Annotated in this window: 27 protein-coding genes; 10 read left to right on the top strand and 17 right to left on the bottom strand. The window is 64.2% G+C overall.

All coding sequences use genetic code 11. The features are described 5' to 3' along the window. The first annotated feature begins 162 nt into the window (after window positions 1–162). The 4 genes from ychF to FCS99_RS09305 all read left to right on the top strand — a co-directional run bounded on the left by ychF (window position 163) and on the right by FCS99_RS09305 (window position 4,059). A complete protein-coding gene (gene ychF, locus FCS99_RS09290) occupies window positions 163–1,263 on the top strand; it encodes a redox-regulated ATPase YchF (protein ID WP_138511814.1) in 1,101 nt (366 codons plus the stop codon). A 93-nt stretch (window positions 1,264–1,356) separates the two neighbouring features. After that, entirely contained in the window at window positions 1,357–1,794 is a 438-nt protein-coding gene (locus FCS99_RS09295) for a group III truncated hemoglobin (RefSeq protein WP_138511815.1), read from the top strand. Between the two features lie 94 nt (window positions 1,795–1,888). Continuing rightward, window positions 1,889–3,133 (top strand): multidrug effflux MFS transporter, encoded by a 1,245-nt coding sequence (locus FCS99_RS09300; RefSeq protein ID WP_138511816.1) that lies wholly within the window; start codon window positions 1,889–1,891, stop codon window positions 3,131–3,133. Window positions 3,134–3,180: 47 nt separating this feature from the next. Next, entirely contained in the window at window positions 3,181–4,059 is an 879-nt protein-coding gene (locus tag FCS99_RS09305) for an enoyl-CoA hydratase-related protein (RefSeq protein ID WP_138511817.1), read from the top strand. Here FCS99_RS09305 and FCS99_RS09310 read toward each other — a convergent pair. Continuing rightward, entirely contained in the window at window positions 4,053–4,982 is a 930-nt protein-coding gene (locus FCS99_RS09310) for a PhzF family phenazine biosynthesis protein (protein ID WP_171036318.1), read from the bottom strand. The two genes, FCS99_RS09305 and FCS99_RS09310, sit on opposite strands and share 7 nt — an antisense overlap. Window positions 4,983–4,992: 10 nt before the next feature. Beyond that, complete coding sequence (locus FCS99_RS09315) at window positions 4,993–5,886, bottom strand: 23S rRNA (adenine(2030)-N(6))-methyltransferase RlmJ (RefSeq protein WP_138511823.1); 894 nt, start codon at window positions 5,884–5,886, stop codon at window positions 4,993–4,995. Window positions 5,887–6,019: 133 nt separating this feature from the next. Between FCS99_RS09315 and FCS99_RS09320 the strand changes: the two genes are divergently transcribed. Further along, window positions 6,020–7,498 (top strand): S10 family peptidase, encoded by a 1,479-nt coding sequence (locus tag FCS99_RS09320; protein ID WP_138511824.1) that lies wholly within the window; start codon window positions 6,020–6,022, stop codon window positions 7,496–7,498. Between the two features lie 50 nt (window positions 7,499–7,548). Here FCS99_RS09320 and FCS99_RS09325 read toward each other — a convergent pair whose 3' ends face one another. Genes FCS99_RS09325 through FCS99_RS09335 form a run of 3 tightly spaced genes read right to left on the bottom strand, consistent with a single transcriptional unit; the run spans window position 7,549 to window position 10,050 of the window. Beyond that, entirely contained in the window at window positions 7,549–8,703 is a 1,155-nt protein-coding gene (locus tag FCS99_RS09325; RefSeq protein ID WP_138511826.1) for a glycosyltransferase, read from the bottom strand. 5 nt (window positions 8,704–8,708) lie between these two features. Further along, window positions 8,709–9,542: a BKACE family enzyme gene (locus FCS99_RS09330; RefSeq protein ID WP_233352727.1), complete on the bottom strand. Its 834-nt coding sequence runs from the start codon at window positions 9,540–9,542 to the stop codon at window positions 8,709–8,711. 34 nt (window positions 9,543–9,576) lie between these two features. Then, window positions 9,577–10,050, bottom strand: coding sequence for an acyltransferase (locus FCS99_RS09335; RefSeq protein ID WP_138511830.1), 474 nt, complete (start codon window positions 10,048–10,050; stop codon window positions 9,577–9,579). Between the two features lie 112 nt (window positions 10,051–10,162). Between FCS99_RS09335 and FCS99_RS09340 the strand changes: the two genes are divergently transcribed. Further along, window positions 10,163–10,852 (top strand): hypothetical protein, encoded by a 690-nt coding sequence (locus FCS99_RS09340; protein WP_138511832.1) that lies wholly within the window; start codon window positions 10,163–10,165, stop codon window positions 10,850–10,852. Here FCS99_RS09340 and FCS99_RS09345 read toward each other — a convergent pair. From FCS99_RS09345 to petA, 10 genes are read right to left on the bottom strand one after another with little or no spacing between them, the layout of a single operon-like run. Continuing rightward, window positions 10,849–11,511 carry a hypothetical protein gene (locus FCS99_RS09345; RefSeq protein ID WP_138511834.1) on the bottom strand — a complete coding sequence of 221 codons (663 nt, stop codon included), beginning with the start codon at window positions 11,509–11,511 and terminating at the stop codon, window positions 10,849–10,851. The genes FCS99_RS09340 and FCS99_RS09345 overlap by 4 nt on opposite strands. Before the next feature lie 17 nt (window positions 11,512–11,528). Further along, complete coding sequence (locus tag FCS99_RS09350; protein WP_138511836.1) at window positions 11,529–12,065, bottom strand: adenine phosphoribosyltransferase; 537 nt, start codon at window positions 12,063–12,065, stop codon at window positions 11,529–11,531. 10 nt (window positions 12,066–12,075) lie between these two features. After that, complete coding sequence (locus tag FCS99_RS09355; protein WP_138511838.1) at window positions 12,076–12,717, bottom strand: glutathione S-transferase family protein; 642 nt, start codon at window positions 12,715–12,717, stop codon at window positions 12,076–12,078. A gap of 1 nt (window position 12,718) precedes the next feature. After that, entirely contained in the window at window positions 12,719–13,114 is a 396-nt protein-coding gene (locus FCS99_RS09360; RefSeq protein WP_138511840.1) for a lysozyme inhibitor LprI family protein, read from the bottom strand. A 59-nt stretch (window positions 13,115–13,173) separates the two neighbouring features. Continuing rightward, on the bottom strand, window positions 13,174–13,941 hold the full coding sequence (locus FCS99_RS09365; protein WP_138511842.1) for a trypsin-like serine peptidase: 768 nt from the start codon (window positions 13,939–13,941) through the stop codon (window positions 13,174–13,176). A 42-nt stretch (window positions 13,942–13,983) separates the two neighbouring features. Further along, window positions 13,984–14,856 carry an S-methyl-5'-thioadenosine phosphorylase gene (locus tag FCS99_RS09370; protein WP_138511844.1) on the bottom strand — a complete coding sequence of 291 codons (873 nt, stop codon included), beginning with the start codon at window positions 14,854–14,856 and terminating at the stop codon, window positions 13,984–13,986. Then, window positions 14,853–15,329 (bottom strand): hypothetical protein, encoded by a 477-nt coding sequence (locus tag FCS99_RS09375; RefSeq protein WP_138511846.1) that lies wholly within the window; start codon window positions 15,327–15,329, stop codon window positions 14,853–14,855. Before FCS99_RS09375 ends, FCS99_RS09370 begins: the two co-directional genes overlap by 4 nt. 2 nt (window positions 15,330–15,331) lie before the next feature. Next, window positions 15,332–16,129, bottom strand: coding sequence for a cytochrome c1 (locus FCS99_RS09380; RefSeq protein ID WP_233352729.1), 798 nt, complete (start codon window positions 16,127–16,129; stop codon window positions 15,332–15,334). 15 nt (window positions 16,130–16,144) lie between these two features. Further along, window positions 16,145–17,419, bottom strand: coding sequence for a cytochrome b (locus tag FCS99_RS09385; protein ID WP_138511851.1), 1,275 nt, complete (start codon window positions 17,417–17,419; stop codon window positions 16,145–16,147). After that, window positions 17,416–18,069 (bottom strand): ubiquinol-cytochrome c reductase iron-sulfur subunit, encoded by a 654-nt coding sequence (petA, locus tag FCS99_RS09390; RefSeq protein ID WP_138511853.1) that lies wholly within the window; start codon window positions 18,067–18,069, stop codon window positions 17,416–17,418. Before petA ends, FCS99_RS09385 begins: the two co-directional genes overlap by 4 nt. Window positions 18,070–18,257: 188 nt before the next feature. Here petA and FCS99_RS09395 point away from each other — a divergent pair, with 188 nt between their 5' ends. The 4 genes from FCS99_RS09395 (at window position 18,258) to FCS99_RS09410 (ending at window position 21,340) form a co-directional block, all read left to right on the top strand. Next, a complete protein-coding gene (locus FCS99_RS09395; protein WP_138512514.1) occupies window positions 18,258–18,713 on the top strand; it encodes a tRNA (cytidine(34)-2'-O)-methyltransferase in 456 nt (151 codons plus the stop codon). A gap of 49 nt (window positions 18,714–18,762) precedes the next feature. Then, entirely contained in the window at window positions 18,763–19,662 is a 900-nt protein-coding gene (gene hemF / locus FCS99_RS09400; RefSeq protein ID WP_138511855.1) for an oxygen-dependent coproporphyrinogen oxidase, read from the top strand. 84 nt (window positions 19,663–19,746) lie between these two features. Continuing rightward, on the top strand, window positions 19,747–20,571 hold the full coding sequence (locus tag FCS99_RS09405; protein ID WP_138511857.1) for an AraC family transcriptional regulator: 825 nt from the start codon (window positions 19,747–19,749) through the stop codon (window positions 20,569–20,571). Window positions 20,572–20,602: 31 nt separating this feature from the next. Continuing rightward, window positions 20,603–21,340: a CPBP family intramembrane glutamic endopeptidase gene (locus FCS99_RS09410; protein WP_171036320.1), complete on the top strand. Its 738-nt coding sequence runs from the start codon at window positions 20,603–20,605 to the stop codon at window positions 21,338–21,340. A 68-nt stretch (window positions 21,341–21,408) separates the two neighbouring features. Here FCS99_RS09410 and FCS99_RS09415 read toward each other — a convergent pair whose 3' ends face one another. Together FCS99_RS09415 and FCS99_RS09420 are read right to left on the bottom strand one after the other, a co-directional pair. After that, window positions 21,409–22,665: a CCA tRNA nucleotidyltransferase gene (locus FCS99_RS09415; RefSeq protein WP_138511861.1), complete on the bottom strand. Its 1,257-nt coding sequence runs from the start codon at window positions 22,663–22,665 to the stop codon at window positions 21,409–21,411. Next, complete coding sequence (locus FCS99_RS09420) at window positions 22,662–22,973, bottom strand: DUF6111 family protein (RefSeq protein ID WP_138511863.1); 312 nt, start codon at window positions 22,971–22,973, stop codon at window positions 22,662–22,664. Before FCS99_RS09420 ends, FCS99_RS09415 begins: the two co-directional genes overlap by 4 nt.

The raw sequence follows: 22,973 nt of genomic DNA on the forward strand, positions 1-22,973 counted from the left end.
TGCGGGGTCCTGTCCATCTCTCACACCTCCGGTTCCCGGCCCCCGGGATTGCTCGCCCCCTCAAGTCCGCATCCCCGGGGGCCGGAACCACTGACAGGACAGTCGACCCCGGCGTTCAAAATCCCTATAAGGCGGCGCTCAACACACGAGGGATTTAGCGCCATGGGATTCAAATGCGGCATCGTCGGACTGCCCAATGTCGGCAAGTCGACCCTGTTCAATGCGCTCACCCAGACCGCGGCAGCCCAAGCGGCGAACTATCCCTTCTGCACGATCGAGCCGAATGTCGGTGATGTGGCCGTGCCCGAGCCGCGCCTGAAGAAGCTGGCCGAGATTGCCGGTTCCAAGGACGTGATTCCGGCCCGCATGAATTTCGTCGATATTGCCGGCCTGGTCGCGGGCGCCTCCAAGGGCGAAGGCCTGGGCAACCAGTTCCTGGCCAATATCCGCGAGACCGACGCAATTGCCTATGTGCTGCGCTGTTTCGACGATGATGACATCACCCATGTGAACAACAAGATCGACCCGCTGGCCGACCTGGAAACCGTCGAGACCGAGCTGATGCTGGCCGACATGGAAAGCCTGGACAAGCGCCGCTCCAATCTGGAGAAGAAGGCCAAGACCGGCGACAAGGAAGCCAAGGCCGCCCTCTCCCTGATCGATCTGGCGCTGGAACAGCTCAATAATGGCAAACCGGCGCGTTTCGCCGAAGTTTCCAAGGAAGACCTCAAGGCCTGGAAAGGCCTGCAATTGCTGACGACCAAGCCGGTTCTGTTCATCGCCAATGTCGATGAGGACTCCGCCGCGACGGGCAATGCCTATTCTGAAATCGTGATGAAGCGCGCCGAGGAAGAAGGTGCCCAGGCCGTGGTCATCTCCGCCAAGATCGAGAGCGAACTCGCCCTGCTCGAGGACGAGGAGGAGCGCGCCGAGTATCTGGAAACCCTGGGCCTGGACGAGCCGGGCCTGGATCGCCTGATCCACACGGGATACTCCCTGCTGGGCCTGCAGACCTATTTCACGGCCGGCCCGAAAGAGGCCCGCGCCTGGACCATCCGCGAAGGCTATACTGCGCCGCAAGCGGCCGGTGTCATCCACGGGGATTTCGAGAAAGGCTTCATCCGCGCCGAAACCATCGCCTTTGACGACTATGTCGCCTGCGGCGGTGAAGGTCCGGCCAAGGACGCCGGCAAGATGCGCGCGGAAGGCAAGGACTACATCGTCCAGGACGGCGATGTGATGCACTTCCGCTTCAACGTCTAGGCGGGACAGCCGCCTGCGCGCTCTGGTCACAGGGCCGGCACATTGCGCCGCCCTGCCCGGATCGCTACCTCGGCCTTGCAGCCAGGAGGTCCCATGTCATCACCCCAACCGCCTCGCGTAACAGAAGCCCGGCAAGCCGCCCGCGCCGAGGCGGCCGAAATGGGCATTACCACCGAACTTGTCTCCGACCTGGTCGAGACCTTTTACGGCCATGTCCGCGAGGACGACATGCTGGGTCCGGTGTTCGACAAGGCCGTGAAAGGCGACTGGGATCCGCACCTGGCCACCATGAAACGCTTCTGGTCGTCCATGGTTTTCCATGATGGCAGCTATTCCGGACGCCCCATGCCGGCGCACATGAAGATCAAGGCGGACATCTCGCCGGCGCATTTCACGCGCTGGCTGAGCCTGTTCGAGAAGACCCTGTCAGAGATCGGCGCCAGTGACGCCGCACAGGCCGCTTTCCTGGCCCGGGCCCAGCGGATCGGCCAGAGCTTCCAGATGCACCTGTTCTACTCGCCATACGATTAGATCAGGGCTGGCATGCACGGGCCGCTCTTGCATCTTGCGGACGAAGGGCGCAAATCAAGCGCGTGCAGGCCTGCACACGCCCCCGGAGTCCGTCATGTCGAAACAGCAGCACCCGCTGGGTGAGAGCTTTCCCCTATCGCTGACAGAATTCGTCGCCCTTCTGGTGGCGATGACCTCGGTCGTTGCCCTGGCGATCGACATGATGCTGCCGGCCCTTGACGATATCGCGCTGGACCTCGGCGTGACCGAGGCCAATGACCAGCAATTCGTGATTACCGCCTATCTGACCGGTTTCGGCGCGGCCCAGCTCTTCTATGGACCGCTGTCCGACCGGTTCGGCCGCAAACCCGTGATCCAGGTCGCGTTGGGCTTTTTCCTGCTCACCACGCTGATCTGCACGCTTTCACCCTCCTATGACCTGCTCTTGATCGCCCGCTTCATGCAGGGCGCCGCCGCAGCCGCATGCCGCGTGATCGCCGTGGCGATCGCCCGCGACGTCGCGTCCGGACGACGCATGGCCGAAGTGATGTCCATGGTGATGACAGCCTTCATGGCGGTGCCGGTGCTGGCTCCGACCCTGGGCCAGATCATCCTGACCTTCGCGCCCTGGCGCTGGATTTTCGCCTTCCTCATGCTGTTCGGGGCCGGATTGATGGTGTGGCTGCAGATGCGCCTGCCGGAAACCCTGCATCCGGAATACCGCGTTCCCCTCAAGCTGCGATCCCTGATCGCCGCGTTCAGTGAGACAGCGCGGCATCGCCTGATGGTGGGCTATACGCTGGCCGCCATGCCGTTCTTTGGCGGCCTGTACGGGTTTCTGGGCACCTCCCAGCAGGTTTTTGTCGACCATTTCGGACTGAGTGACGGACATTTCCCGCTTGCCTTTGCCGCGATTGCCGGCGGGATCGGCCTGACCAGCTACGCCAATTCGCGCCTTGTGATGCGGGTGGGGCAGCGCCGTCTGTCGCACAGCGCACTGGTCGCCTTCGTGCTCATCAGTGCCGTGCACAGTGTGGTTCTGATGGCGGGAATCGACAATCTCTACCTCTTCCTGGTCCTGCTCGCCGCCGCCATGGCCTTCCTCGGCCTGATTGCCGCGAACTTCTCGGCCCTGGCCATGGAGCCTGTCGGACACATCGCCGGGACAGCATCGGCGGCCTATGGTTTCCTGACCGGCGTGGTCGGCGCCCTGATCGGCTCGGCCATCGGACAGATGTATGACGGCACGGCCGTGCCACTGGTTGTCAGTCAGGCGGTCATGTCCGCCCTCGCCCTGGCGATCGTCTTCTGGACGGAACGCGGCAAGCTGTTCGCTGTGGTGGACGACGAGGAGGACTAGCCGGCCTCACTCGTTGCCGTCATTCTGGCAAAAAAGCGGGAGTCGACATGTCGTTTGAAACCATCCGCTACGCGGTCGAGGACCACGTGGCCACCATCACGCTGAACCGGCCGCACCGGCTGAATGCGTTCACCCTGGAAATGGGTGATGAAATCATCGCGGCCTTCGATGCGGCCGATGCGGATGACGAGGTCCGGGCGGTCATCGTCACCGGCGAGCCTCCAGCCTTCTGTGCGGGGGCCGACCTGTCCACCGGTGCCGATACGTTCAACCGGGTGGCCGACGAAACCCAGAGCGGCACCTTCGACGATAATGACCCCAAATGGCGGGACCGCGGCGGCCGCGTCAATCTGCGCATCTGGCAGAGTGCGAAACCCGTGATCGGCGCCATCAACGGCGCCGCCGTGGGGATCGGGGCCACGATGATCCTGCCCATGGACATCCGCCTGGCGTCGATGGAAGCGAAGTTTGCCTATCCCTTCGCCAAGCGCGGCATCGTCTGGGATGGCTGCGCCAGCTGGTTCCTGCCGCGCGTCGTGGGCATTTCCACCGCCATGGACTGGGGGCTGACAGGTCGGACTTTCACCGCCGCCGAAGCGTTTGAAAACGGGCTGGTGGCGCGGGTTCTGCCGGCCGAGGATCTCCTGCCCGAGGCCCGCGAACGCGCCCGTCTCATCGTCGAGAAATGCTCCCCCGTCTCCGTCTCCCTGATGCGGCAGATGGCCTGGCGCATGCTGACGGAGAACAGTCCGATGCAGGCGCACCGGGTTGAGACCAAGGGCATTCTGCATGCCGGCATGGGGCCGGATGCCAAGGAGGGCGTGATGTCCTTCCTGGAAAAGCGCGATCCGGATTTCCCGATGCGCGTCTCCGAAGACATGCCGCCCTGGTATCCTTTCTGGGACGGGGCTGACGACGCCTACTGAGCGTCCGCGCCGGGGATCGCCAGCAGCTCGCCTTCGGCGATCTTCACCGCATCCCCGCCGAGCATGAGATCGGCCAGCTTGCCGCCCTCCATGCGCAGACGCAGGCGGATCAGGCTGGGCCGGCCCATCTCGACACCCTGGAACAGCGACACGCCGTGCTCGCCCTCACCCAAGCCGGTCTGTTCCGCAAGCAGGCCGGCAAAGGCCGCTGCTGCGCCACCAGTGGCCGGATCCTCGGCAATGCCCAGATTGGGACCGAACATGCGCACCCGCCAGTCGGTCGTGTGCTCGGTCGAGCTCGCCTTGGCGACCACATAGGCACAAACCGGCGCGTCGCCGCCGAAGGCGGTCTCAAAGGCCGCCAGATCGATCCTGATATCGGCCAGTACATCCGCGTCGCGCACCGGCACGATGGCGAAGGGCACGCCCGCCGACCAGATACCGCCCTGGATGGACGTATCCATGAGATCACCGGGCATGATGTCCAGTGCATCGGCGATGGCCCCGAATTCCGGCAATTCCCCGACCTGTTCGGGCAGTCTGGGTGCGAAGAAGCGGGCCGAGCCTGAGCGCGGGCCATTGACCCGGCCATCCGCCGTGACATCGCCGACCGTTTCCTCCAGCACGAAGCGCCGGCGCTCGCCCTCACCGGCGCCACTGGCCAGTGTCAGGGCAACGGTCGCGCCGACCGTCGGATGGCCGGCGAAGGGCAGTTCATCGACGGGTGTGAAAATGCGCAGGCCGTAATCGGCATCGCGGCCCTTGGGCTCTGTGATGAAAACCGTCTCGGACAGATTGAACTCGCCCGCAATGGCCTGCATCGCCATCGTGTCCAGCTCATCGGCGCCAAACACGACAGCGAGCGGATTACCCGCCATCGCCGTGTCGGTGAAGACGTCATAAATCGCGTATTTCAGGCTCACGGGACGGCTCCTACTCGGCGTCGATGTCTTCCAGGTCTTCATCGGTCAGCCCGCCATCGACGCGCCAGCCATAGCCATCCCCCTGGGCCAGTGTGTCCGCCAGCCAGGGCAGCAGCTTCACCAGCTTGTCTTCCAGCGTGAAGGGCGGATTGACGACCACCACACCAGCACCGGCAAGCTTGCCCTCGCTGGCCAGGTCGCGGATCCACAGATCGGCACGCAGGACTTTCTCCGGTTCCAGGCCCTTCTCGGAGATCAGCCATTCGGCCAGACCATTGTCGAACCGGTCGGCGGCCCAAAGGTTTTTCAAGGAGCGCCAGAAGATATAGGTGCCAGTCGGCCATTGCCCGAAGGACCCGATCACGGCCTCGGCCATGTGCGCCAGCTCGTCCCGGTCCTCGAAGGGCGGGTCGATCAGGACCAGGCCACGCTTTTCTTTCGGCGGCAGCAGGGATTTGAGCGCCTTGTAGCCGTCGCGGCGCTCCACTTTCACACGCGCATCGCGGCGATAGCGGGTGTCCAGCGTGACGGCATCGGCCTCGTGCAGCTCGCACAAATGGATGCGGTCATCCTTGCGCGACAGGCGGGCGGAAATTTCCGGTGAGCCCGGATACTGTTTCATTCCGTCCGGATTGAGCTCGCGCACCAGGTCCAGATAGGGCCCCAGCGCGTCGGCGGCCTCTTCCGGCAGGTCCGCGTCGAGGAGCCGGCCGATCCCGTCCTTCCATTCCGGCGAGCGCTGGGCCGCGTCGGAAGTCAGGTCATAGCCCCCGATCCCGGCATGCGTATCGATCACCCGGAAAGGTTTCGGTTTGGATTTGAGGTGTTCCAGGCACAGCGCGAGGACGCAGTGCTTGAGGACATCGGCAAAATTGCCGGCGTGAAAAGCGTGGCGGTAATTCATGGCGCTGCCCTTAGCGCATTTCGGGGGCCGGACCCAAGATAATTGCGCGGAAACCGGCGGTCTGCAGACATGGTCTTTCCCCGCCCCGCTCACCCCCCTACTCTCCGGCCCGCACCAGTTTGGGGAGTTGCACATGATCCGCCTGTTTGCCGCGGCGCTTGCCGCCGTCAGCCTCACCCTTCCCGCCTTCGCCCAGGACACGGACAGCGCCTCGGAACGGCGCGTCTATGAGAGCCGGGGCCAGGTGACCGTCAATGGCGAGCGTATCCGCTATCGTGCCATAGCCGGAGAAACCTATCTGCGCGACGAGGACGGCAATCCGACCGCCTCCATCTTCTCCACGACCTATATCGCGGACGGCACATCCGACCCGCGCACGCGCCCCGTCGCCTTCGTCTTCAATGGCGGCCCCGGTTCGGCCAGCCTGTGGCTGCACATGGGCGTGTTCGGCCCGCAGCGTCTCGTCCTGCCGGATGTCGGCGATGATGGCGCGGCCCCCTATGATGTGGTCGAGAATGTCTATTCCATCCTCGATGTCGCCGATCTCGTCTTCGTTGACCCGGTCGGCACGGGCTGGAGCCGCGCCTTGGGTGAAAGCTCGGGCGATGACTTCTGGGGCGTCAACGAGGACGCTGAAAGCCTGGCCCAGTTCATCCGCATCTGGCTGTCGGAAAACGAGCGCTGGAATTCTCCGAAATACCTGCTCGGCGAAAGCTATGGCACGCTGCGCATCGGCTCGCTGCTGAACCAGCTGGAAGGCGGGTTCACCGATGTCGCCATCAATGGCGTCGCGCTGATCTCCACCGTGCTGGACTTCCGCTATGACGACACGTCGGACGGCAATGATATCGGCTATGTCGGCCTGATGCCGGGCTTTGCCGCCACGGCCTGGTATCACGGCAAGGTCGACCGCTCCGCCTGGAACAATGACATCGAGGCCTTCCTGGACGATGCCCGTGAATTCGCGGTCGAGGAATACATGCCGGCCCTGATGCATGGTGTGGCCCTGCCGGCCGATCGCGAAGCCCGGGTCATTGCCGACCTGTCGCGCTTCACCGGCCTGTCCGAGGACTTTCTCGAACGCGCCAACATGCGCGTCACCCTGCGCCGGTTCCAGCGCGAACTGCGCCGGGATGAGGGCCTGTCGGTGGGCCGTCTGGACAGCCGCTATACCGGTGTCGAGGTGGATGGTGTCGGCGAGAGCCCGGAGACCGATCCGAGCTTCTACGGCATTGATGGCAGCTATACCGCGTCCATGCTGGACTATTTCGGCCGCACGCTCGGCGTCGACATCACGGAGTATTATTCCACGATTGGCGGCGTGCGCGGCTGGAACTGGGATGCCGGCCGGTCCGGCAATAACAACTACATCAATGTCGCGCCGTGGATTGCCCGCGCCATGCGCCAGAATTCGGACCTCGAAGTGCTGGTGGCCCAGGGCTATTACGACCTGGCAACGCCCTTCTTCGCCGCCGAGCTGATGTTCAACCAGCCCGGCTTCGTGCAGGACCGGGTCCGCTTCGAATATTATGAAGCCGGTCACATGATGTATATCCACCAGCCCTCGCTGGAGACCATGACCCAGCATGTGCGGGACCTGATCACGGACTGATCCGTATCACCATCGGCCGGTGCCCTTTCGGGTGCCGGCCGATTCGCGGGTCAACTGTCCGGATCGCCCGTGGCCTTTCGCAGCGCGGCGTTTTCCGCCTCCAGCTTGCCCAGCCGGGCCTGGGCCATTTTCAGGGCATGCTCGGCCACCCGCCGCTGATTGAAGTTCTCCGTGGAAGCCTTCACCAGCTCGGCGATGGATTGCAGGTAATTGCCCGCCGCGGTCAGACGGTCCGTCGCTGAAACCTGCGTCTCTTCGGTCCGCCAGCGTTTGATGGCACGGTCATAGACATCCACCCAGGACTGCGCCGCGCCCGACAGCGTCGCGGACTCGCGGACCCAGTCGGTTACCAGGGCGACATCCTCGGCCTTGTAGCGATCCAGTTCTGCGCGGACATTCGCCACCGTCAGCGGCAGGCCCTGCATGGTCCGCGCGCCGAAATTCAGACGGCGCAGGGTTTCAAGCCGCTCGGGCGTCACCAGACCACCCAAGCCATCCTTGTGGGTCAGGATCACCGCACAGCCGGACGCCATGGCTTCCATGGCCGCGCGGGCTTTCGCAAAGACCAGATCATAGCTGGTCAGCACCTCTTCCGGCTTCTTCAGGATGCGACCGGAGGGAATGCCGGCAATGTCCAGCACCTCGATGCCGAATTCCTCGCACGCCTCCCGGATCGCCGCCGGAATCTCGCGGGTATAATTGGTGAAAACCAGCGCCCGTTTGGGCAGGGAGCGCGGCTCGCGGACACGATGGAAGCGTTTCATGTCGACGAAATTGTAGAGTGTCTCCACCCGGTCCTCGTCGATCCCGCCCTCGGTCAGCAGGCGTTCCCGGCACAGATCATCAACCGCGACATGGGTCATGATGGTGGGATAGGCCACCGGCGCTTCCTGCGGAGGCGCCCAGCCATGGCAGACCTGGATGGCCGGCGTGAAGGGGAAGTGCAGAAGGGCGGTCAGCGTCTCGTGATGGTGTTGGCCGTGAATGATGTCGGGCGGACGCGACAGATTGTTCAGATCATCGATGACCGGAATGGTCGCCGCGCGCAACTCCTCGGCGACGTCTCCCAGGCGCGGACTGTAGGCGACGGGAAAATGTCCCAGTCGCGCCAGTTCCAGCGCCAAGTCGCGGACATAGAGTTCCGTTCCGCTGCGCGGCCCCAGCGTGTTGTTGGTCAGCAGGATGCGAAGGGGACGTCTGGGCATGCGGCCTAGCGCTCCAATCCGAGTTGTTCGCGGACCTGGACCGGGTCGGCAGGCTTGCGACCGAACAGCTCCGCCTGTTCGACAATCCGTTCCACCATGGCCGGATTGCTGGCGGGCCGGGTGCGGGCGTCGTCGAGCCAGAGATCATCCTCCAGTCCGATCCGGACCCCGTCAGCATAGAGTATGCCCAGCATGTTGGCGCGCAACTGGCTGCGCCCCAAGCCGCCGACAGCCCACAGCGCCCCGTGTGGCAGGGCGGACTTGAGGGCGGCGAAATGCGCCGGTTCCAGCTGGGCCGAAGCGATATTCCCGAGCAGGAGATTCACATATCCGCCCGGATCCAGAATGCCCTTGTCGATCAGATAGCCGGCATAATTCAGCATGCCGGTATCGAAGGCTTCCAGTTCCGGCCGGATGCCCCGATCCTTCATGATACCGGCCAGCCCTTTGATGATATCGGGCGCATTCACACTGGCCGTGGCCGTGAAGTTGAGGGAGGACAGGGTCAGGCTGCCCATGTCGGGTTTCAGATCGCCCTCCAGAAAGAGCGGATCCGCGCGTTTCTCGAGTTCCTGCACATCCCGGCCGCTCAGGGAGGCGCAGATGATCACGTCCGGATGCCGGTCTCGGATGCCCCCGATGATACGACCATAGACCTCCCGCGAATGGGTCGGCCGGCCGTCTTCATCCCGGGCATGGACATGCAGGATGGCTGCCCCCAGATCCGCGCACCGGCAGCAATCCGCGATGATCTCCTCCGGTGTCACCGGAACGGCGGGGTTCATCGCCTGGGTCGGGATCATTCCAGTGGGCGCCAGATTGATGATGAGGTCGGTCAAGGCATCGGTCTCTTCGGCAGCGGCATGAGCCGGATCACGACACGGCCCGGGCCGGATTGCCCAGCACAGTGGTGTTGGCGGCGACATCACGGACCACAACACTGCCAGCCCCGACCAGGGCGCCCGGGCCGACCTGGACGCCGGGCAGGATGGTGCTGCCGCCCCCGATGCGGGCCTTCTCCCCAATTCTCGGATAGGACATGGGACCGGATTTCAGCTTGTCATTGAGAGTCACAACACCCGGCCCGATGAACACACCGGCTTCAATCACCACGCCCCGTGTGATGTGGCACCCGGTCTGGATCGACACCTCATCGCCGATTTCGCAATGACAAATATTGCAGTGCGATCCGATCGTGACACCACGACCGATCCGGGCCCCCTCATGCAGGATGGTCATGGAGCCGATCCGGCTACCCTCACCGATCTCCACATCATCCTGAACTTCCGTCAGGGCAGGATTGTAGAAATGCACGCCGGGGAACCGGTCCTGCAAACTCATCGCCATGTCGAACGCCCTTGGTCGCAAACGGGCGGTACTTTAGCGTCCCTCATAAAGAAATACACGTTCAACCACAGGCCAATAGCCCCGAAATCCGGTTGCCCGAAAAGGAAATCCAATGTCCGACGTCCAACGAAAAGGCGAACTGCTGGCTGACGAGCATGGATTTCTGGGCGTCCCGACGAAAACCTTTGATGAGGGCGGCCGCCGGCAGATCATTTCACTCTTGCGTGAGGGCCTGTCGCCGGAGTCCAAAGTCCTGGAAATCGGCATGGGCCCTTTGCGGGTCGCCTACTGGCTGATCCGGCTTCTGGCCCCCCAGGGTTATGCCGGAATCGAACCGCATAGCGGGCGTGTGCGCTGGAGTGCCGAGGCGCTTTTCCCGCGCGACATGCTGGAGCACAAACAGCCTCGCTTCGACTTCAACGCCGATTTCAACACGGATGTGTTCGACGACAAATTCGATTTCTTCCTGGCCGGATCGATCTGGACGCATTGCGCCAAACACCACATCCGCACCATGCTGGACGGGTTCGTCCGCAATACGGTCGAAACTGGCGTCTTCCTGGTCTCCTATCTGCCACCGCGGACCGAGGACGAGGAATACTGGGGTGAGACCTGGGTCGGGACGAGCCATGAATCCAATACGCCCGGCATTGTCCGCCACTCCTTCGCCTGGATCGAGGCGGAATGCCAGGCACGCGGATTGCGGGTCGAGGAAGTGCCCGGACACGCTTTTGATTCCCAGTTCTGGCTGAAAATCATGCGCCAGGATGTGCCGGACCGGCCGGAACGGATCACTGACTAGGCGGCGCGCGGCCGGCGGGTCAGGTCGCACAGGGCGGCGAGCCCGGTGATCAGGATGAAAGTCGCGGTGGCCGTATAGCCCAGCTGCGCCACGCGCTCCGGCGGAGGCATGGTGTGATTGAGCTGCTGGGCTGCAACCAGCAGGGCCACAAACACCCACGGCCAGATGCGTCCGACCAGGCCCTTGGGTTCGGTAACGCGCAGATAGACCGCAAATCCGGCCGCCAGCACTCCCATTTCAAGCGCCAGGGCAAGCCAGTAATTGTCCCACAGGCCGAGCCCGACGACCGGGCCACCCGGCCAGAGCGGCAGATCGGGCACATGCACCAAAAGGTCCGTCACCCAGTGTGAGAAGACCGCCAGGGCGATGACGAGACCACCACGGACTTTTTCCCGCGGCGCCCAGATCGCATAGATCAGGCCGGCCCCCGCTGCCCAGGCCAGGGCGGCCGGCAGGGAATGGGTGAGCGGCATGTCATAGAGGTCGAGCGCATTGGAGGCCGTGAAACCGGGGACGATCCGGACATGTTCGATCCCGTTGGCGACAAAGACGCCCCAAGCCACATCGACGAGTTGAACGGCGAAGACCAGCGCCCACAGCGGGACCGAGCGGGCGATCGCCTTGCCGGCGAGGGCAGGTCCGTAATGTCCGACAAACATGGTCCCGCCCCTTCCGGTTACTCGCCTTCGTAGGCGATCAGGCTGGAGACCGGGACGCCCAGCGCCTCGATCCGTTTGGCACCGCCCAGATCGGGCAGGTCGATGACGAAGGCGGCGCCGACCACGGTGGCGCCGGCACGCTGCAGGAGTTTGATCGAGGCTTCGGCGGTACCGCCTGTGGCGATGAGGTCATCGACCAGGAGGACCCGGTCTCCTTCGGTGACGGCATCGACATGGATCTCGATCGCGTCCTGGCCGTATTCCAGCTCGTATTCCTCGATCAGGGTCCGGTGCGGGAGCTTGCCGCGCTTGCGGACCGGGATGAAGCCGACGGAGAGCTGGTGCGCCACGGCGCCGCCCAGGATGAAGCCACGGGCCTCGGTGCCGGCGACCTGGTCGATCTTGGCACCGGCCCAGGGCTGGACCATGCGATCAACCGCCACGCGGAAGGCGCGGGCATCCCCGATCAGCGTGGTGACATCGCGGAACATGATGCCCGGCTTGGGGTAGTCCGGAATGGTCCGGATGGCTTTTTTCAGGTCCATGTCAGTCATCCTGCGGGGCTCATTCGTCCGTTATGCCGGGATAGGGCATGCGCTCCAACAGCGCATCCGCACGCCAGTCAAGGAAGTCTTTATCGCTCAAAAGGGCATCACAATAGGTCTGCGCCGACGCATGCAAGGGTATGTCATAGGCCCGGAACCGGTCTGCCACCGGGGTGAAGAAGGCATCAGCAATGGTCCAGGGACCGAACAGGAAGGGACCGTCCACACTGGCAACATCATTCCACAAGGCCTGCACGGCGGCGATATCCGCCCGCGTCGCCTCATTCAGTCCGATGGCCTTGGGCGTGCGGCCCAGATCCATCCCGCACTGGTCGCGGAGCGCAAAGAAACCCGAATGCATTTTGGCAACGGCGGACCGGGCCATCGCACGCTGTTGCCGGTCTTCCGGCCACAGGGCGGGCGTGTGTTCCGCGGCCCATTCGGCAATCGCCAGGGAATCCCAGAACACGCCGCCCTGCCATTCCAGCACCGGCACGGTATGACCCGGCGACAGCGCGGACAGGCGCTGTTTGAGATCCGCGCCGTGCAGCGGAACCATGGCCTCGTCGAACGCGATCCCGGCCTTGCGCAGGACCAGCCAGGCCCGCAAGGACCAGCTGGAATAGCGCTTGTTTCCGATATGGAGGACCGGCCGCGCCACGCTATTCTTCCCGCAATTCGCGGGCGCGGTCGCGGGTCAGGCTGATGCGGCAGTCGAGGCCGATCTCCTCGCGGGACTGTTCGGAGATGAACATCAGGGCGACACGCCGGTCACACTCGGCATCCCGATAGGCGATCCAGGCCGACTGAGCGGTATCGAACTGGGCTTCGGCGCGGAACTGGCCGGCCGTGTCCTCATCAATCAACCGGGCCTCCTCGCGAGCGCCGTCCGCGGCGTCGGACAGGGCGTCCTCGGCATCGGACAGCAGGTCGCGCAGGCAGGAGTGGCGGGCGCGCCAGTCTGTCAGGAATTCGGCACACTCCACCGCCGGGCGGGGCGGTGTGAATTGCGGTTGCGCTGCGGCCAGCAAAGACCCTGCGGCAAGCTCCAGAAGCATGTCGTCCTCTCCATCCACCTGCGGTCTTTATGGACGAGGCCGCGGAAGGGGAAAAGGGGTCAGCGGCGGCCAATCTCCGCGCGATCCAGCACGGCATGGAGCGCCTCGAGGAAATCATCGCTCACCCGGCGTGCCACGCCGTACTCGCGGCGCTCGCCATCGAGGAAGAGATAATGGCCGACATGCAGCGCCACGATATAGGGCTCATCCCCGATCTGGGTGACCAGGGGCGTGCCGGACAGGCCCGGCCGGCGGGCGCAATCATGCAGGATGAGACTGGGGTCGGCGAGATAATCCGGGGCCTGCGCCAGACCGCAGGGCGCTTGCTCCACCGGTCGCCGCAGGAAAGTGAGCCGGCCGTCCATGTCCGCATCGGAGTCCAGGACGCGCAGGCGCGGCAGGCTGCCCGGCAGGCGGCCGCGGGTGACCAGAATGGCCCAATCCTGGCTGAATTGGGAGCTGTCGAACCGGCCCGGCTGACCGGCATCGATCTGCAGGATTTCGCCAATCTCCACCGGCACGCCCCGGACCCGGCACTGGCGGAACCCGTTCGGACCGGTGACACCGTGCCGGGTTGCCAGAAGGATGTCGAAATCGGCCCCGGCGGGCTGGTAGGCCAGGGCGACGGCCCGGCTGAGATGGAAGGCCTCCCCCTCCCCGTCCGAACACAGAAGCTGGACCACGCTTTCTCGTGATACGTCGTAGCGGGTCTCGTCGAGCGGCGAAAAACGGATTTCATCACTGCGCGCAAAGGCCGGACCTGCTGCCAGCAGGAGAAGCGGCAGGACAAGACAGGCCAGAAAAAGATCAGAGCGCCCATGTGTCATGCGGGCAATCTTGGCGCGGCGCGGGCCCGGCGTCCAGTCGCGTCAGAGAACCCGTCCGGCGATCACGTCCAGATCGGCCAGGATTTGCGGGTCGCGGGCCGACGGGGCCGTGATGAGCGCCGTGTCCAGCACGCGCTCGATCCCGTCCGGCGACGGGGTCCGTTGCAGGGAGGCCAGACGGCCGGTCAGGCGCGTCAGCATGGCCTTGGCCTTCACCGTATTGCCCTGCATGACCCGGAGGACTTCGGCGACATCGACCTCACCGGCTTCGTCGTACCAGCAGTCATAATCGGTCACCATGGCCACGGAGGCATAGGGCAGCTCGGCTTCGCGGGCGAGCCGGGCTTCGGGCATGTTGGTCATGCCGATCACATCCATCCCCCATTGACGATAGAGCTCACTCTCGGCACGGGTGGAAAATTGCGGCCCCTCCATCACCAGATAGGTACCACCGCGCTGGGTCGGGATGCCCTCGGCCTCAGCCGCATCCGCCGCCAGGCCGCTCAGACGGCCACAAACGGGCCGCGCAAGGGGCACATGGGCGACACAGCCCGGACCGAAGAAAGAGCGCTCACGGCTCACCGTGCGGTCGACATACTGGTCCACCAGAACGAAATGGCCGGGCGCGAGATGCTCGCGCAGGGAGCCGCAGGCGGAGATCGACAGGATGTCCGTACAGCCCGCCATTTTCAGCGCCGCGATATTGGCGCGGAAGGGAATGTCGGATGGCGGGATCGGATGACCCGCACCATGGCGCGGCAGGAAAACCAGATCGGTTCCGTTGAGCCGGCCTAGGGTCAGCGGCGCGGAGGGCGCCCCCCAGGGCGTGGTCACAGCCTCGCTTCGGACCGCCTCGAGCCCGTCCAGGGCATAGAGGCCGGACCCGCCGATAATGCCGAGCTTCCACTGCGTCATGACACGATACTGCCGTCACACCGCTCCAAAGGCCGTGTCGTCCCGCCATTGGGGACCCAGTCTTCGCGGACCCAGACAAAACGCGTCGGACCCGTCATGAACAGATACCAAGCGACCGGATTGCCCTGATCATCGAGGCGTTCTTCCCCGTCATACTGGATCAGGAAACCGGCTGTCGTTTCGGTCGAAGGCAAGCGGCGCAGGATCCGGGACGTGGACACATGCTCGCTCCCGTCCTCATCCACCCAGGCCGAATTATACCGCTCGCCATCCTCGCTGAACCAGATACGCATGGGCTGGTTTTCGCAGGTCCCCGCCACGTCCTCGGGATCATCCGCCATCGGGACCCAGCCCCACCAGCCCGGCAGGAGTGTCTGCGGGTCCAGTGTTTGCGCCCCGGATATCCCGCAAGCAAAAACCGCCAGCGCGAGCGCGCCGGCGGTTCCTGTAATCCATCGCGTCGGTGAAGCCACGCTTAGTGCTTCACGTTCGCCCAGATCTGGCGGTAGGCCAGATAGACCAGGATCGCGAAGATGAAGAGGTACATCAGCACCATGATGCCCATTTGCTTGCGGGCTTCCATGTGCGGGTCACCGGCCCAGGTCAGGAAGGTGACAACATCTTCCGCCATCTGCTCGACCGTGGCTTCCGTGCCGTCGGCATAGCTCACAATGCCTTCCGCGAGCGGGGGCGCCATCGCGATGGCGCCGCCTTCGAAATAGGCGTTGTAGTACTGGCCCGGCGACAGGTGAGCGTCTTCCGGCGCTTCCTCATAGCCCAGCAGCAGCGAGCGGATGTAATCGGCACCACCACCGCGCGCCTTGACGATCAGGGACAGGTCCGGCGGATAGGCACCGCCATTGGACACGCGCGCCTGCTGTTCGTTCTCGAACGGCGCCGGGAAGGCGTCGGACGGCAGGCCGGGGCGCATGAACATGTCACCATCATCATTCGGTCCGTCCTGGACCTGATAGCTGGCGGCAATCTGCATCACGACCGGGTTGTCGTTCGGGTTCGGGAAACCCTCGGCCTCGAACGGACCGCCCCGCTGGCCCAGATTGCGGAAGCGCATCAGGTCCATGGAGTGACAGGAGGCACAGACTTCCTGGTAGATCTGGAAGCCGCGCTGGACGGCGTGGTCGTCATAAGTGCCGAACGGGCCGTTGTGTTCCCATTCGTGCTTTTCCGGCGCATGGGCGTCGCCCTCCAGCGCGGATGCGCCGGCGGAGAGGCCAAGAGCCAGAGCGGCAGCGGCGAAAATACGGGTCATCATGATCTCGTCGCTCCCTTAGGACTTGTCATTGCCGAGGACGGACGCCTCGATCGAGGCCGGACGATCCTTCGGCTTTTCGATGATGCCGAGCACCGGCAGGATCACCACGAAATAGGCGAAGTAGTACAGGGTCAGGAACTGAGCCAGGTACACGAATTTGAAGCCCAGCAGCGGCACCGGATCATCCGGGTTCTTCGCACCACACCAGCCCAGGCCGAGCGCGGCGATCACGAAGAAGATGAAGAACCAGCGCGTCAGCGGACGGTAGCGCATGGAGCGAACCTTGGACGTGTCCAGCCAGGGCAGGACGAACAGGATCGCGATGGCACCGAACATGGCCAGCACACCGCCCAGCTTGGCGTCGATCGGGCCGATGTCGAAGGTGACAGCGCGCAGGATCGCGTAGAAGGGCAGGAAGTACCATTCCGGCACGATGTGCGCCGGCGTCACCAGCGGGTCAGCCTCGATATAGTTGTCGGCATGGCCCAGGACACCCGGCATGTAGAAGACGAAGGTGGCGAAGACCATCAGGTAGACGATGATCGCGAAGCCGTCCTTCACCGTGTAGTACGGGTGGAAGGGCAGCGCGTCCTTCTTCGGGTCCTTGATTTCCAGACCGGCCGGATTGCCATTGCCCGGCACGTGCAGCGCCCAGATGTGCAGGCCGACGACGCCGGCAATCACGAAGGGCAGCAGATAGTGCAGGGAGAAGAAGCGGTTCAGCGTGGCCTGGCCAACGGAGAAACCACCCCACAGCCATTCCCGGATCGCGTCGCCGACGAAGGGCAGCGCGCCGATCAGATTGGTGATCACCATGGCGCCCCAGTAGGACATCTGGCCCCACGGCAGCACATAGCCCATGAAGGCCGTGGCCATCATCAGCAGGTAGATCACGACACCCAGGATCCAGAGGATCTCGCGCGGTGCCTTGTAGGAGCCGTAATACAGGCCCCGGAACATGTGCAGGTAGACGGCAACGAAGAAGAAGCTCGCGCCATTGGCGTGCATGGACTGGATGAGCCAGCCGAAGGGCACGTCACGGGTGATGCGCTGCACGCTGTCGAAGGCATAGTCTTCGTGCGCGACATAGTGCATCGCCAGAACGATACCGGAGATGATCTGGATCATCAGGAAGACGGCGAGGATCCCGCCGAACGTCCACCAGTAGTTCAGGTTACGCGGCGTCGGGAAGTCGACGAAGCTGTCATAGCCAAGACGGATGATCGGGAGGCGGCTGTCGAGCCACTTCTCGATTCCGGTCGAGGGCTTGTAGGTCGAGGGTCCGCTCATGCCACTGCTCCCGAAGCGTCAGATTCTTGCCAGCCGGAGGTGGCGGCTTCTTCCGGCGACAGGCCGATCTTGACGATCGTGCTCTCTTCACCGCCTTCGAAATAATAATCGGGGACCGGCAGGTTTTCCGGGGCCGGGCCGCGGCGGATACGACCGGATGTGTCGTAGTGCGAGCCGTGGCACGGGCAGTACCAGCCGTCATAATCGCCAGTGTTCGAACCCGGGCCCAGCGGCACGCAGCCGAGGTGGGTACAATTGCCTTTGACGATCAGGATTTCGGGACGCAGCACGCGGTTGGCATCAACCGCCGGTGCGGAATTCCCGAGATTGTCGTTCCGGGCCAGATCATCCGGCAGGCTGTTCAGGCCCGCCTCGCGTGCTTCCGCGATCTCCGCTTCGGTACGGCGACGGACGAAGACCGGACCGCCACGCCACATCACGGTGACGGAGGCCCCTTCTTCAACCTGCGCAGTGTCGAAACGGATGGAACCCAGGGCCAGCGTATCCGCTGCCGGGTTCATCTGATCGATAAACGGCCAAGCCACGAGACCGCCACCGACAGCGGCCGCGCCGCCAGCAGCGATATAGATGAAGTCGCGGCGGGTGGGTTCTTCACCGTGTCCGCCAGGCGCGCCGTTCTCTTTCGTCACGAGCCGACCTCTTCTCTTATCATCTACGGGTCCGCGGAATGCGTCCCCTGCCCCAGAAACTTACGTCAAACTTGACGTACCCGCCGCAGCGGGGTTTGACGCGGTATAAACTACTCCCGGACGCACTGACCAGTAGGCGGCGCAATGCCGCATGCAGCTGGACACGTCCCGACTGTGCGCGGATTAGAATGCGGATCGTATTTTTTCAACCAGATATTCCGCAAAACCTTGGTGCCTCGATGCGGGTTGCGACCTGTTTCGGCGCCGGGCTGGATATCATCGAGCCCTGTGGTTTTCCCCTGACTGACAAGGGAATCCGGCGGGCCGCGATGGACTATTCTGCGGCCATTTCCCCGGTCCGCCACACCGCGTGGACGACTTACACACAAAGCGAGGAGGCCGCTTCCGGCCGGCTCGTCCTGTTCACGACAAAGGGCGCAACAGACCTGTGGGAATTTTCTTTCCGGCCCGGTGACCGCCTCCTGTTCGGCCGCGAAAGTGCCGGTGTTCCCGACAATGTGCATGACGCGGCGGATTGTCGCGTCCGGATTCCGATTCGCCCGGACGCCCGCTCGCTCAACGTCTCCGTCAGCGCGGGAGTCGCCCTGGCCGAGATGACGCGGCAATTGGGATTGGGGATGTGACCACCCTTCCGACTTGCCCTCCCCCCTCGCTTCGCTAAACAACAGGACCATGACGACATCCCACAAACCCGCCTCCGCCGGTTCCGATCTGCAGTGCCAGTCCGCCCAGGCCTGGTTCGAGGATCTGCGCGACCAGATCTGTGCCGAATTCGAAGCGCTGGAAGCCGAGGCGCCGGACCCTCTCTATGGCGGCGAGCCGGGCCAATTCACCTTCGAGGACTGGAGGCGCGGCGACGGGTCCAAGGATGAAGGCGGCGGCACGATGGGCCTGATGAAGGGCCGCCTGTTCGAGAAAGTCGGCGTCCACGTCTCCGCCGTGAAGGGCGAGTTCTCCGAACAATTCCGCAAGCAGATTCCCGGCGCAGCCGAAGATCCGCGCTTCTTTGCCACCGGGATTTCCCTGATCGCCCACATGTGGAACCCGCATGTGCCGGCCGTCCACATGAATACCCGCTTCATCACCACGACCCAGTGGTGGTTCGGCGGCGGCATGGACCTGACGCCTGTGCTGGACCGGGCCCGCACCCAGGATCATCCCGACGCCAAGGACTTCCACGCGGCCTGCAAGGCGGCCTGCGATGCGCATGGCCCGGATTTCCACGCCCGCTTCAAGGCCTGGTGTGACGAGTACTTCCATCTGCCCCATCGGGACGAGCCGCGCGGCATTGGCGGAATTTTCTACGACCGCCACAATACCGGCGACTGGGACACGGATTTCGCCTTCACCCGCGATGTCGGCCTGGCCTTCCTGAAGACCTATCCCATGCTGGTCCGGCGCCGCATGGGCGAGACCTGGACGCCGGAAGACCGCGAGGAACAGCTGGTCCGCCGCGGCCGCTATGCCGAGTTCAACCTGCTCTATGACCGCGGCACGAAATTCGGTCTGGAGACGGGCGGGAATGTGAAATCCATCCTGTCTTCCATGCCGCCCGAGGCGAAATGGCCCTAGGCGGGACGGCGCACCGCTGCATCCCGATTGCATCCAAATGCCGGACGCCGATCATCCTAGCAGCACACAGCGAATGGATGAGACGTGCCCGAACCGACCGCCCCGATAGAGATCGCCCCGCCTTTTCAGCGTTTTCGCGCGGATCTGGTCGACACGGCCTTTGCGCCACACCGGCATGACACCTACACGCTGGCGCTGACCCTGCATGGCGTCCAGAGCTTCGATTATCGCGGCGAGACGCGTCATTCGCAGCCGGGCGGTGTCGTGGTGCTGCATCCCGATGAGTTGCATGATGGCCGTCCGGGCACGGAAGAGGGGTTCGGCTATGCCGCCATCACGCTTCGTCCGGACTGGCTGGTCCGGGTCCGTCCGGGCAAGGGCCTGCCCTTCCTGCCGGGCGGGCTGAGCCGGGATGCGGGACTGGTGCGGGCCGTGAAGGCGCTGCATGCGCTGCCGGACACGGCCTCCCCGCTGGAAACCGAGTCGGCGCTGATTGATCTGGCCCAGGCACTGGACGCGCTGTGTGACGCGCCGGCACCGGTGCAGCGCTTCGTGCGGGACCAGGTCGACTTCGCCTGCGGGCTGATCGAGGCGCATCTGGAAGACGGGATTTCCCTGGCCACACTGGAACAGGAAACCGGGCTGGATCGCTGGCAATTATGCCGCGCCTTCCGGGCCGTGCGTGGCACCTCGCCGGGACGCTATCTCACCCTGCGCCGTCTGGACCGGGTGCGCGCCGGCGTGCAGTCGGGTGACCGGCTGGCCGAGGCCGCCCTGGCCGCCGGTTTCGCCGACCAGGCCCACATGACCCGCCAGTTCAAGGCCGCCTATGGGATCTCCCCGGGCCAATGGCGGCGCACGATCATTCAAGACCCGATCCACCGCCTGGCCGAAACTGTCCTGCATTGATCGCGCACTGCGCGCCAGGAAGGACACTGACATGATTTCTGCCTCCCCCGCCGACACGCCCACGCCCGCGAAAAGCCCCGGCCGAATCGGCCTGATTCTGGAAATGGGCCTCATGGTCGCCGTTCTGGTCGGCACCAAGCTCATCTTCGACCAGATCGTCTGGAAATATGCCGGACCGATCTCCCTGGCCATCACGCTGGGTCTGCTGGCAATCATCACGGCCCGCCGCGGTGAAAGCTGGTCCGCCTTCGGCCTGCGCCGTCTGAAGCGCTGGTGGTCCTGGCCGCTGGTTCTGCCGCAAGGCCTGTTGTGCATGGTCGGCATATTGGCCGCCGGCGCGGGGACGGCCTTCGCCGGTGATGCGCTGGGCCTGTGGTCCATCGCGGAGGGCGAAGCCGGTGTGGAAGCCCGCTTCGGCGACATCGTGGGCAATTTGCCAGTCTATCTGGGCTGGCTGGCCCTGGCCTGGACGAGTGCGGCTTTCGGCGAGGAAATCTTCTTCCGCGGCTATGTCATCGACCGACTGACCCGGATCCTGCCCTCGGCCAAATGGGCCAGCATTCTCGCTGTCGTGATTTCCGCACTCGGTTTCGGCCTGGTGCACATGTATTACCAAGGCCTGCGCGGCTTGATCGCGACGGGTCTGATCGGTCTGGCCCTCGGCCTGCTCTATCTGGGCTATAAGCGCAATATCTGGCCGCTGATCCTGGCGCATGGCGCCGTCGACACGCTGAGCTTCACCGCCTTCTATCTGGATCTGGACATTTGAGGCCCCAGCGCCCGACACAAAAAACCCCGGCTCGAGGGCCGGGGTTTTTCTGTTGGATTTGCGGTGAGCTAGTGCTGGCGAAGCTTGGCCAGCAGCTCTTCCTTGGTCGGCTCGAAGCGTTCGGCGATCCAGTGCGCTTTCAGCTCGTCCATGGCATCGCCCAGCATCGGTCCCGGCTCGTATCCGAGAAGAATGAGATCGCCGCCTTTCACCGGGAAGTCCGGCTCCTGCCATTCGCGGGCAAACTTGGCGAGCAGGGTCCAGTCGCGCGGCGGCGGAGCCACCTCGCCGGCCGCCTGCAGGCGGACCTGGTCCTCAAAAGCCCGGGCACCGAGCGTCATCAGGGCGCGTTCGGCGGCCTGGAGATCGGAAAAGGCTTCGGTGACATCGTCGCGGGCCGACGGGTCAACAGCACCCGAGAGCCGGCGGGCTTCGGCATTCGACATCTTCAGCTTGGCTGCCATGGTCTTGATCCTTTCCGGTCCGCCATTGGCCAGCGCCGCAAATCGCAAAAGCGAATCGGGCGCTAAGCCGTATTCTACATCTTGCGCAATGATACCGGTCAGGACTCTTAAGGATCCGTTCACTCCCAAAATCCGATGCAGGATTCCGGCCTCGGCCATGGTCGAAATGACCGGGCCCGGGTCCGGGGCGGCGAGCAGTTTCTTGAACTCGGCCCAGACCCGCTCTGCCGATAATTTGTCCAGCCCTTCCTGTAGCTTGGCGGCCGCTTCAAACCCGTCGGCGTCGGGCGATCCGGTGCCATACCAGGCTTCGAAGCGGTAAAGGCGCAGGATGCGCAAATAATCCTCGCGGATGCGATCCTCGGCCGAACCGACGAAGACGAAGCGCCGGTTTTCCACATCTTCCAGACCGCCGGTCGGGTCGAGAATCACCCCGTCGGCATCGGCATAGAGCGCGTTGAGCCGGAAATCGCGGCGGCGGGCATCCTCGGCCCAGTCCTCGGTGAAGGCGACCACGGCCCGCCGGCCATCCGTCGCCACATCGCGCCGCAGTGTGGTGACCTCGAAGGGCTCGCCCTCGCAGACAATCGTGATCGTGCCATGCGCCTTGCCGGTGGGGATCGGTTTGAGGCCGGCGGCCCTGGCGGCCGCGATCGTTTCGTCGGGGGTCAGCCGGGTGGCGATGTCGATATCCGCGACCGGCTTGCCCAGCAGGGCATTGCGCACGCAACCGCCGACAAAACGGCTCCCCCCGGGACAAGCGGCTTCCAGCGCCGCCATGACACGGCGCGTGGATGATGCCGTCATCCAGTCATGCTCTGCCGGATCGAGGCGGTACGCGACCGCCTTGCGGGCCGTCATTGCGGTTCGTCATCCTCCGGGGCATCGCCGGTCTCCGTCTCGGGTTCGGAGACGAAATGTCCCGGCACGACGCGGCCATTCTCCAGGCGCGGCGGGACATACTGGTCGCCTTCATGCCCGCCCCGCACGCTTTCCAGCACAACGAGGAGGATCATCACCAGGATCGCCAGCAGCGCACCGGCCAGGCCCAGCTTGAGCGCCGGCGTCGCCGTCAGCTTGACCTCGGACTGCGTCTGCCAGCGCCAGATGAAGAAGAGCAGGAAGGGCAGCAGGAAGGAGGCGATTTCAATCAGGGTGATGCGGATCAT

Origin of the sequence: Maricaulis alexandrii (genome assembly GCF_005871165.1) — a bacterium.
In the GTDB taxonomy this organism is placed as follows: Bacteria; Pseudomonadota; Alphaproteobacteria; order Caulobacterales; family Maricaulaceae; genus Maricaulis; species Maricaulis alexandrii.

What these genes read in the sequence shown, in the direction of transcription:
- FCS99_RS09365 (WP_138511842.1), bottom strand. Translation starts at nt 13,941, where the DNA reads ATGACACATGGGCGCTCTGATCTTTTTCTGGCCTGTCTTGTCCTGCCG.
- FCS99_RS09380 (WP_233352729.1), bottom strand. Translation starts at nt 16,129, where the DNA reads ATGATGACCCGTATTTTCGCCGCTGCCGCTCTGGCTCTTGGCCTCTCC.
- FCS99_RS09335 (WP_138511830.1), bottom strand. Translation starts at nt 10,050, where the DNA reads ATGGCGATGAGTTTGCAGGACCGGTTCCCCGGCGTGCATTTCTACAAT.
- FCS99_RS09370 (WP_138511844.1), bottom strand. Translation starts at nt 14,856, where the DNA reads ATGACGCAGTGGAAGCTCGGCATTATCGGCGGGTCCGGCCTCTATGCC.
- hemF (WP_138511855.1), top strand. Translation starts at nt 18,763, where the DNA reads ATGACGACATCCCACAAACCCGCCTCCGCCGGTTCCGATCTGCAGTGC.
- FCS99_RS09325 (WP_138511826.1), bottom strand. Translation starts at nt 8,703, where the DNA reads ATGCCCAGACGTCCCCTTCGCATCCTGCTGACCAACAACACGCTGGGG.
- FCS99_RS09345 (WP_138511834.1), bottom strand. Translation starts at nt 11,511, where the DNA reads ATGTTTGTCGGACATTACGGACCTGCCCTCGCCGGCAAGGCGATCGCC.
- FCS99_RS09360 (WP_138511840.1), bottom strand. Translation starts at nt 13,114, where the DNA reads ATGCTTCTGGAGCTTGCCGCAGGGTCTTTGCTGGCCGCAGCGCAACCG.
- FCS99_RS09320 (WP_138511824.1), top strand. Translation starts at nt 6,020, where the DNA reads ATGATCCGCCTGTTTGCCGCGGCGCTTGCCGCCGTCAGCCTCACCCTT.
- FCS99_RS09395 (WP_138512514.1), top strand. Translation starts at nt 18,258, where the DNA reads ATGCGGATCGTATTTTTTCAACCAGATATTCCGCAAAACCTTGGTGCC.
- FCS99_RS09340 (WP_138511832.1), top strand. Translation starts at nt 10,163, where the DNA reads ATGTCCGACGTCCAACGAAAAGGCGAACTGCTGGCTGACGAGCATGGA.
- FCS99_RS09420 (WP_138511863.1), bottom strand. Translation starts at nt 22,973, where the DNA reads ATGATCCGCATCACCCTGATTGAAATCGCCTCCTTCCTGCTGCCCTTC.
- FCS99_RS09305 (WP_138511817.1), top strand. Translation starts at nt 3,181, where the DNA reads ATGTCGTTTGAAACCATCCGCTACGCGGTCGAGGACCACGTGGCCACC.
- FCS99_RS09410 (WP_171036320.1), top strand. Translation starts at nt 20,603, where the DNA reads ATGATTTCTGCCTCCCCCGCCGACACGCCCACGCCCGCGAAAAGCCCC.
- FCS99_RS09295 (WP_138511815.1), top strand. Translation starts at nt 1,357, where the DNA reads ATGTCATCACCCCAACCGCCTCGCGTAACAGAAGCCCGGCAAGCCGCC.
- FCS99_RS09385 (WP_138511851.1), bottom strand. Translation starts at nt 17,419, where the DNA reads ATGAGCGGACCCTCGACCTACAAGCCCTCGACCGGAATCGAGAAGTGG.
- FCS99_RS09300 (WP_138511816.1), top strand. Translation starts at nt 1,889, where the DNA reads ATGTCGAAACAGCAGCACCCGCTGGGTGAGAGCTTTCCCCTATCGCTG.
- FCS99_RS09350 (WP_138511836.1), bottom strand. Translation starts at nt 12,065, where the DNA reads ATGACTGACATGGACCTGAAAAAAGCCATCCGGACCATTCCGGACTAC.
- FCS99_RS09415 (WP_138511861.1), bottom strand. Translation starts at nt 22,665, where the DNA reads ATGACGGCCCGCAAGGCGGTCGCGTACCGCCTCGATCCGGCAGAGCAT.
- FCS99_RS09315 (WP_138511823.1), bottom strand. Translation starts at nt 5,886, where the DNA reads ATGAATTACCGCCACGCTTTTCACGCCGGCAATTTTGCCGATGTCCTC.
- ychF (WP_138511814.1), top strand. Translation starts at nt 163, where the DNA reads ATGGGATTCAAATGCGGCATCGTCGGACTGCCCAATGTCGGCAAGTCG.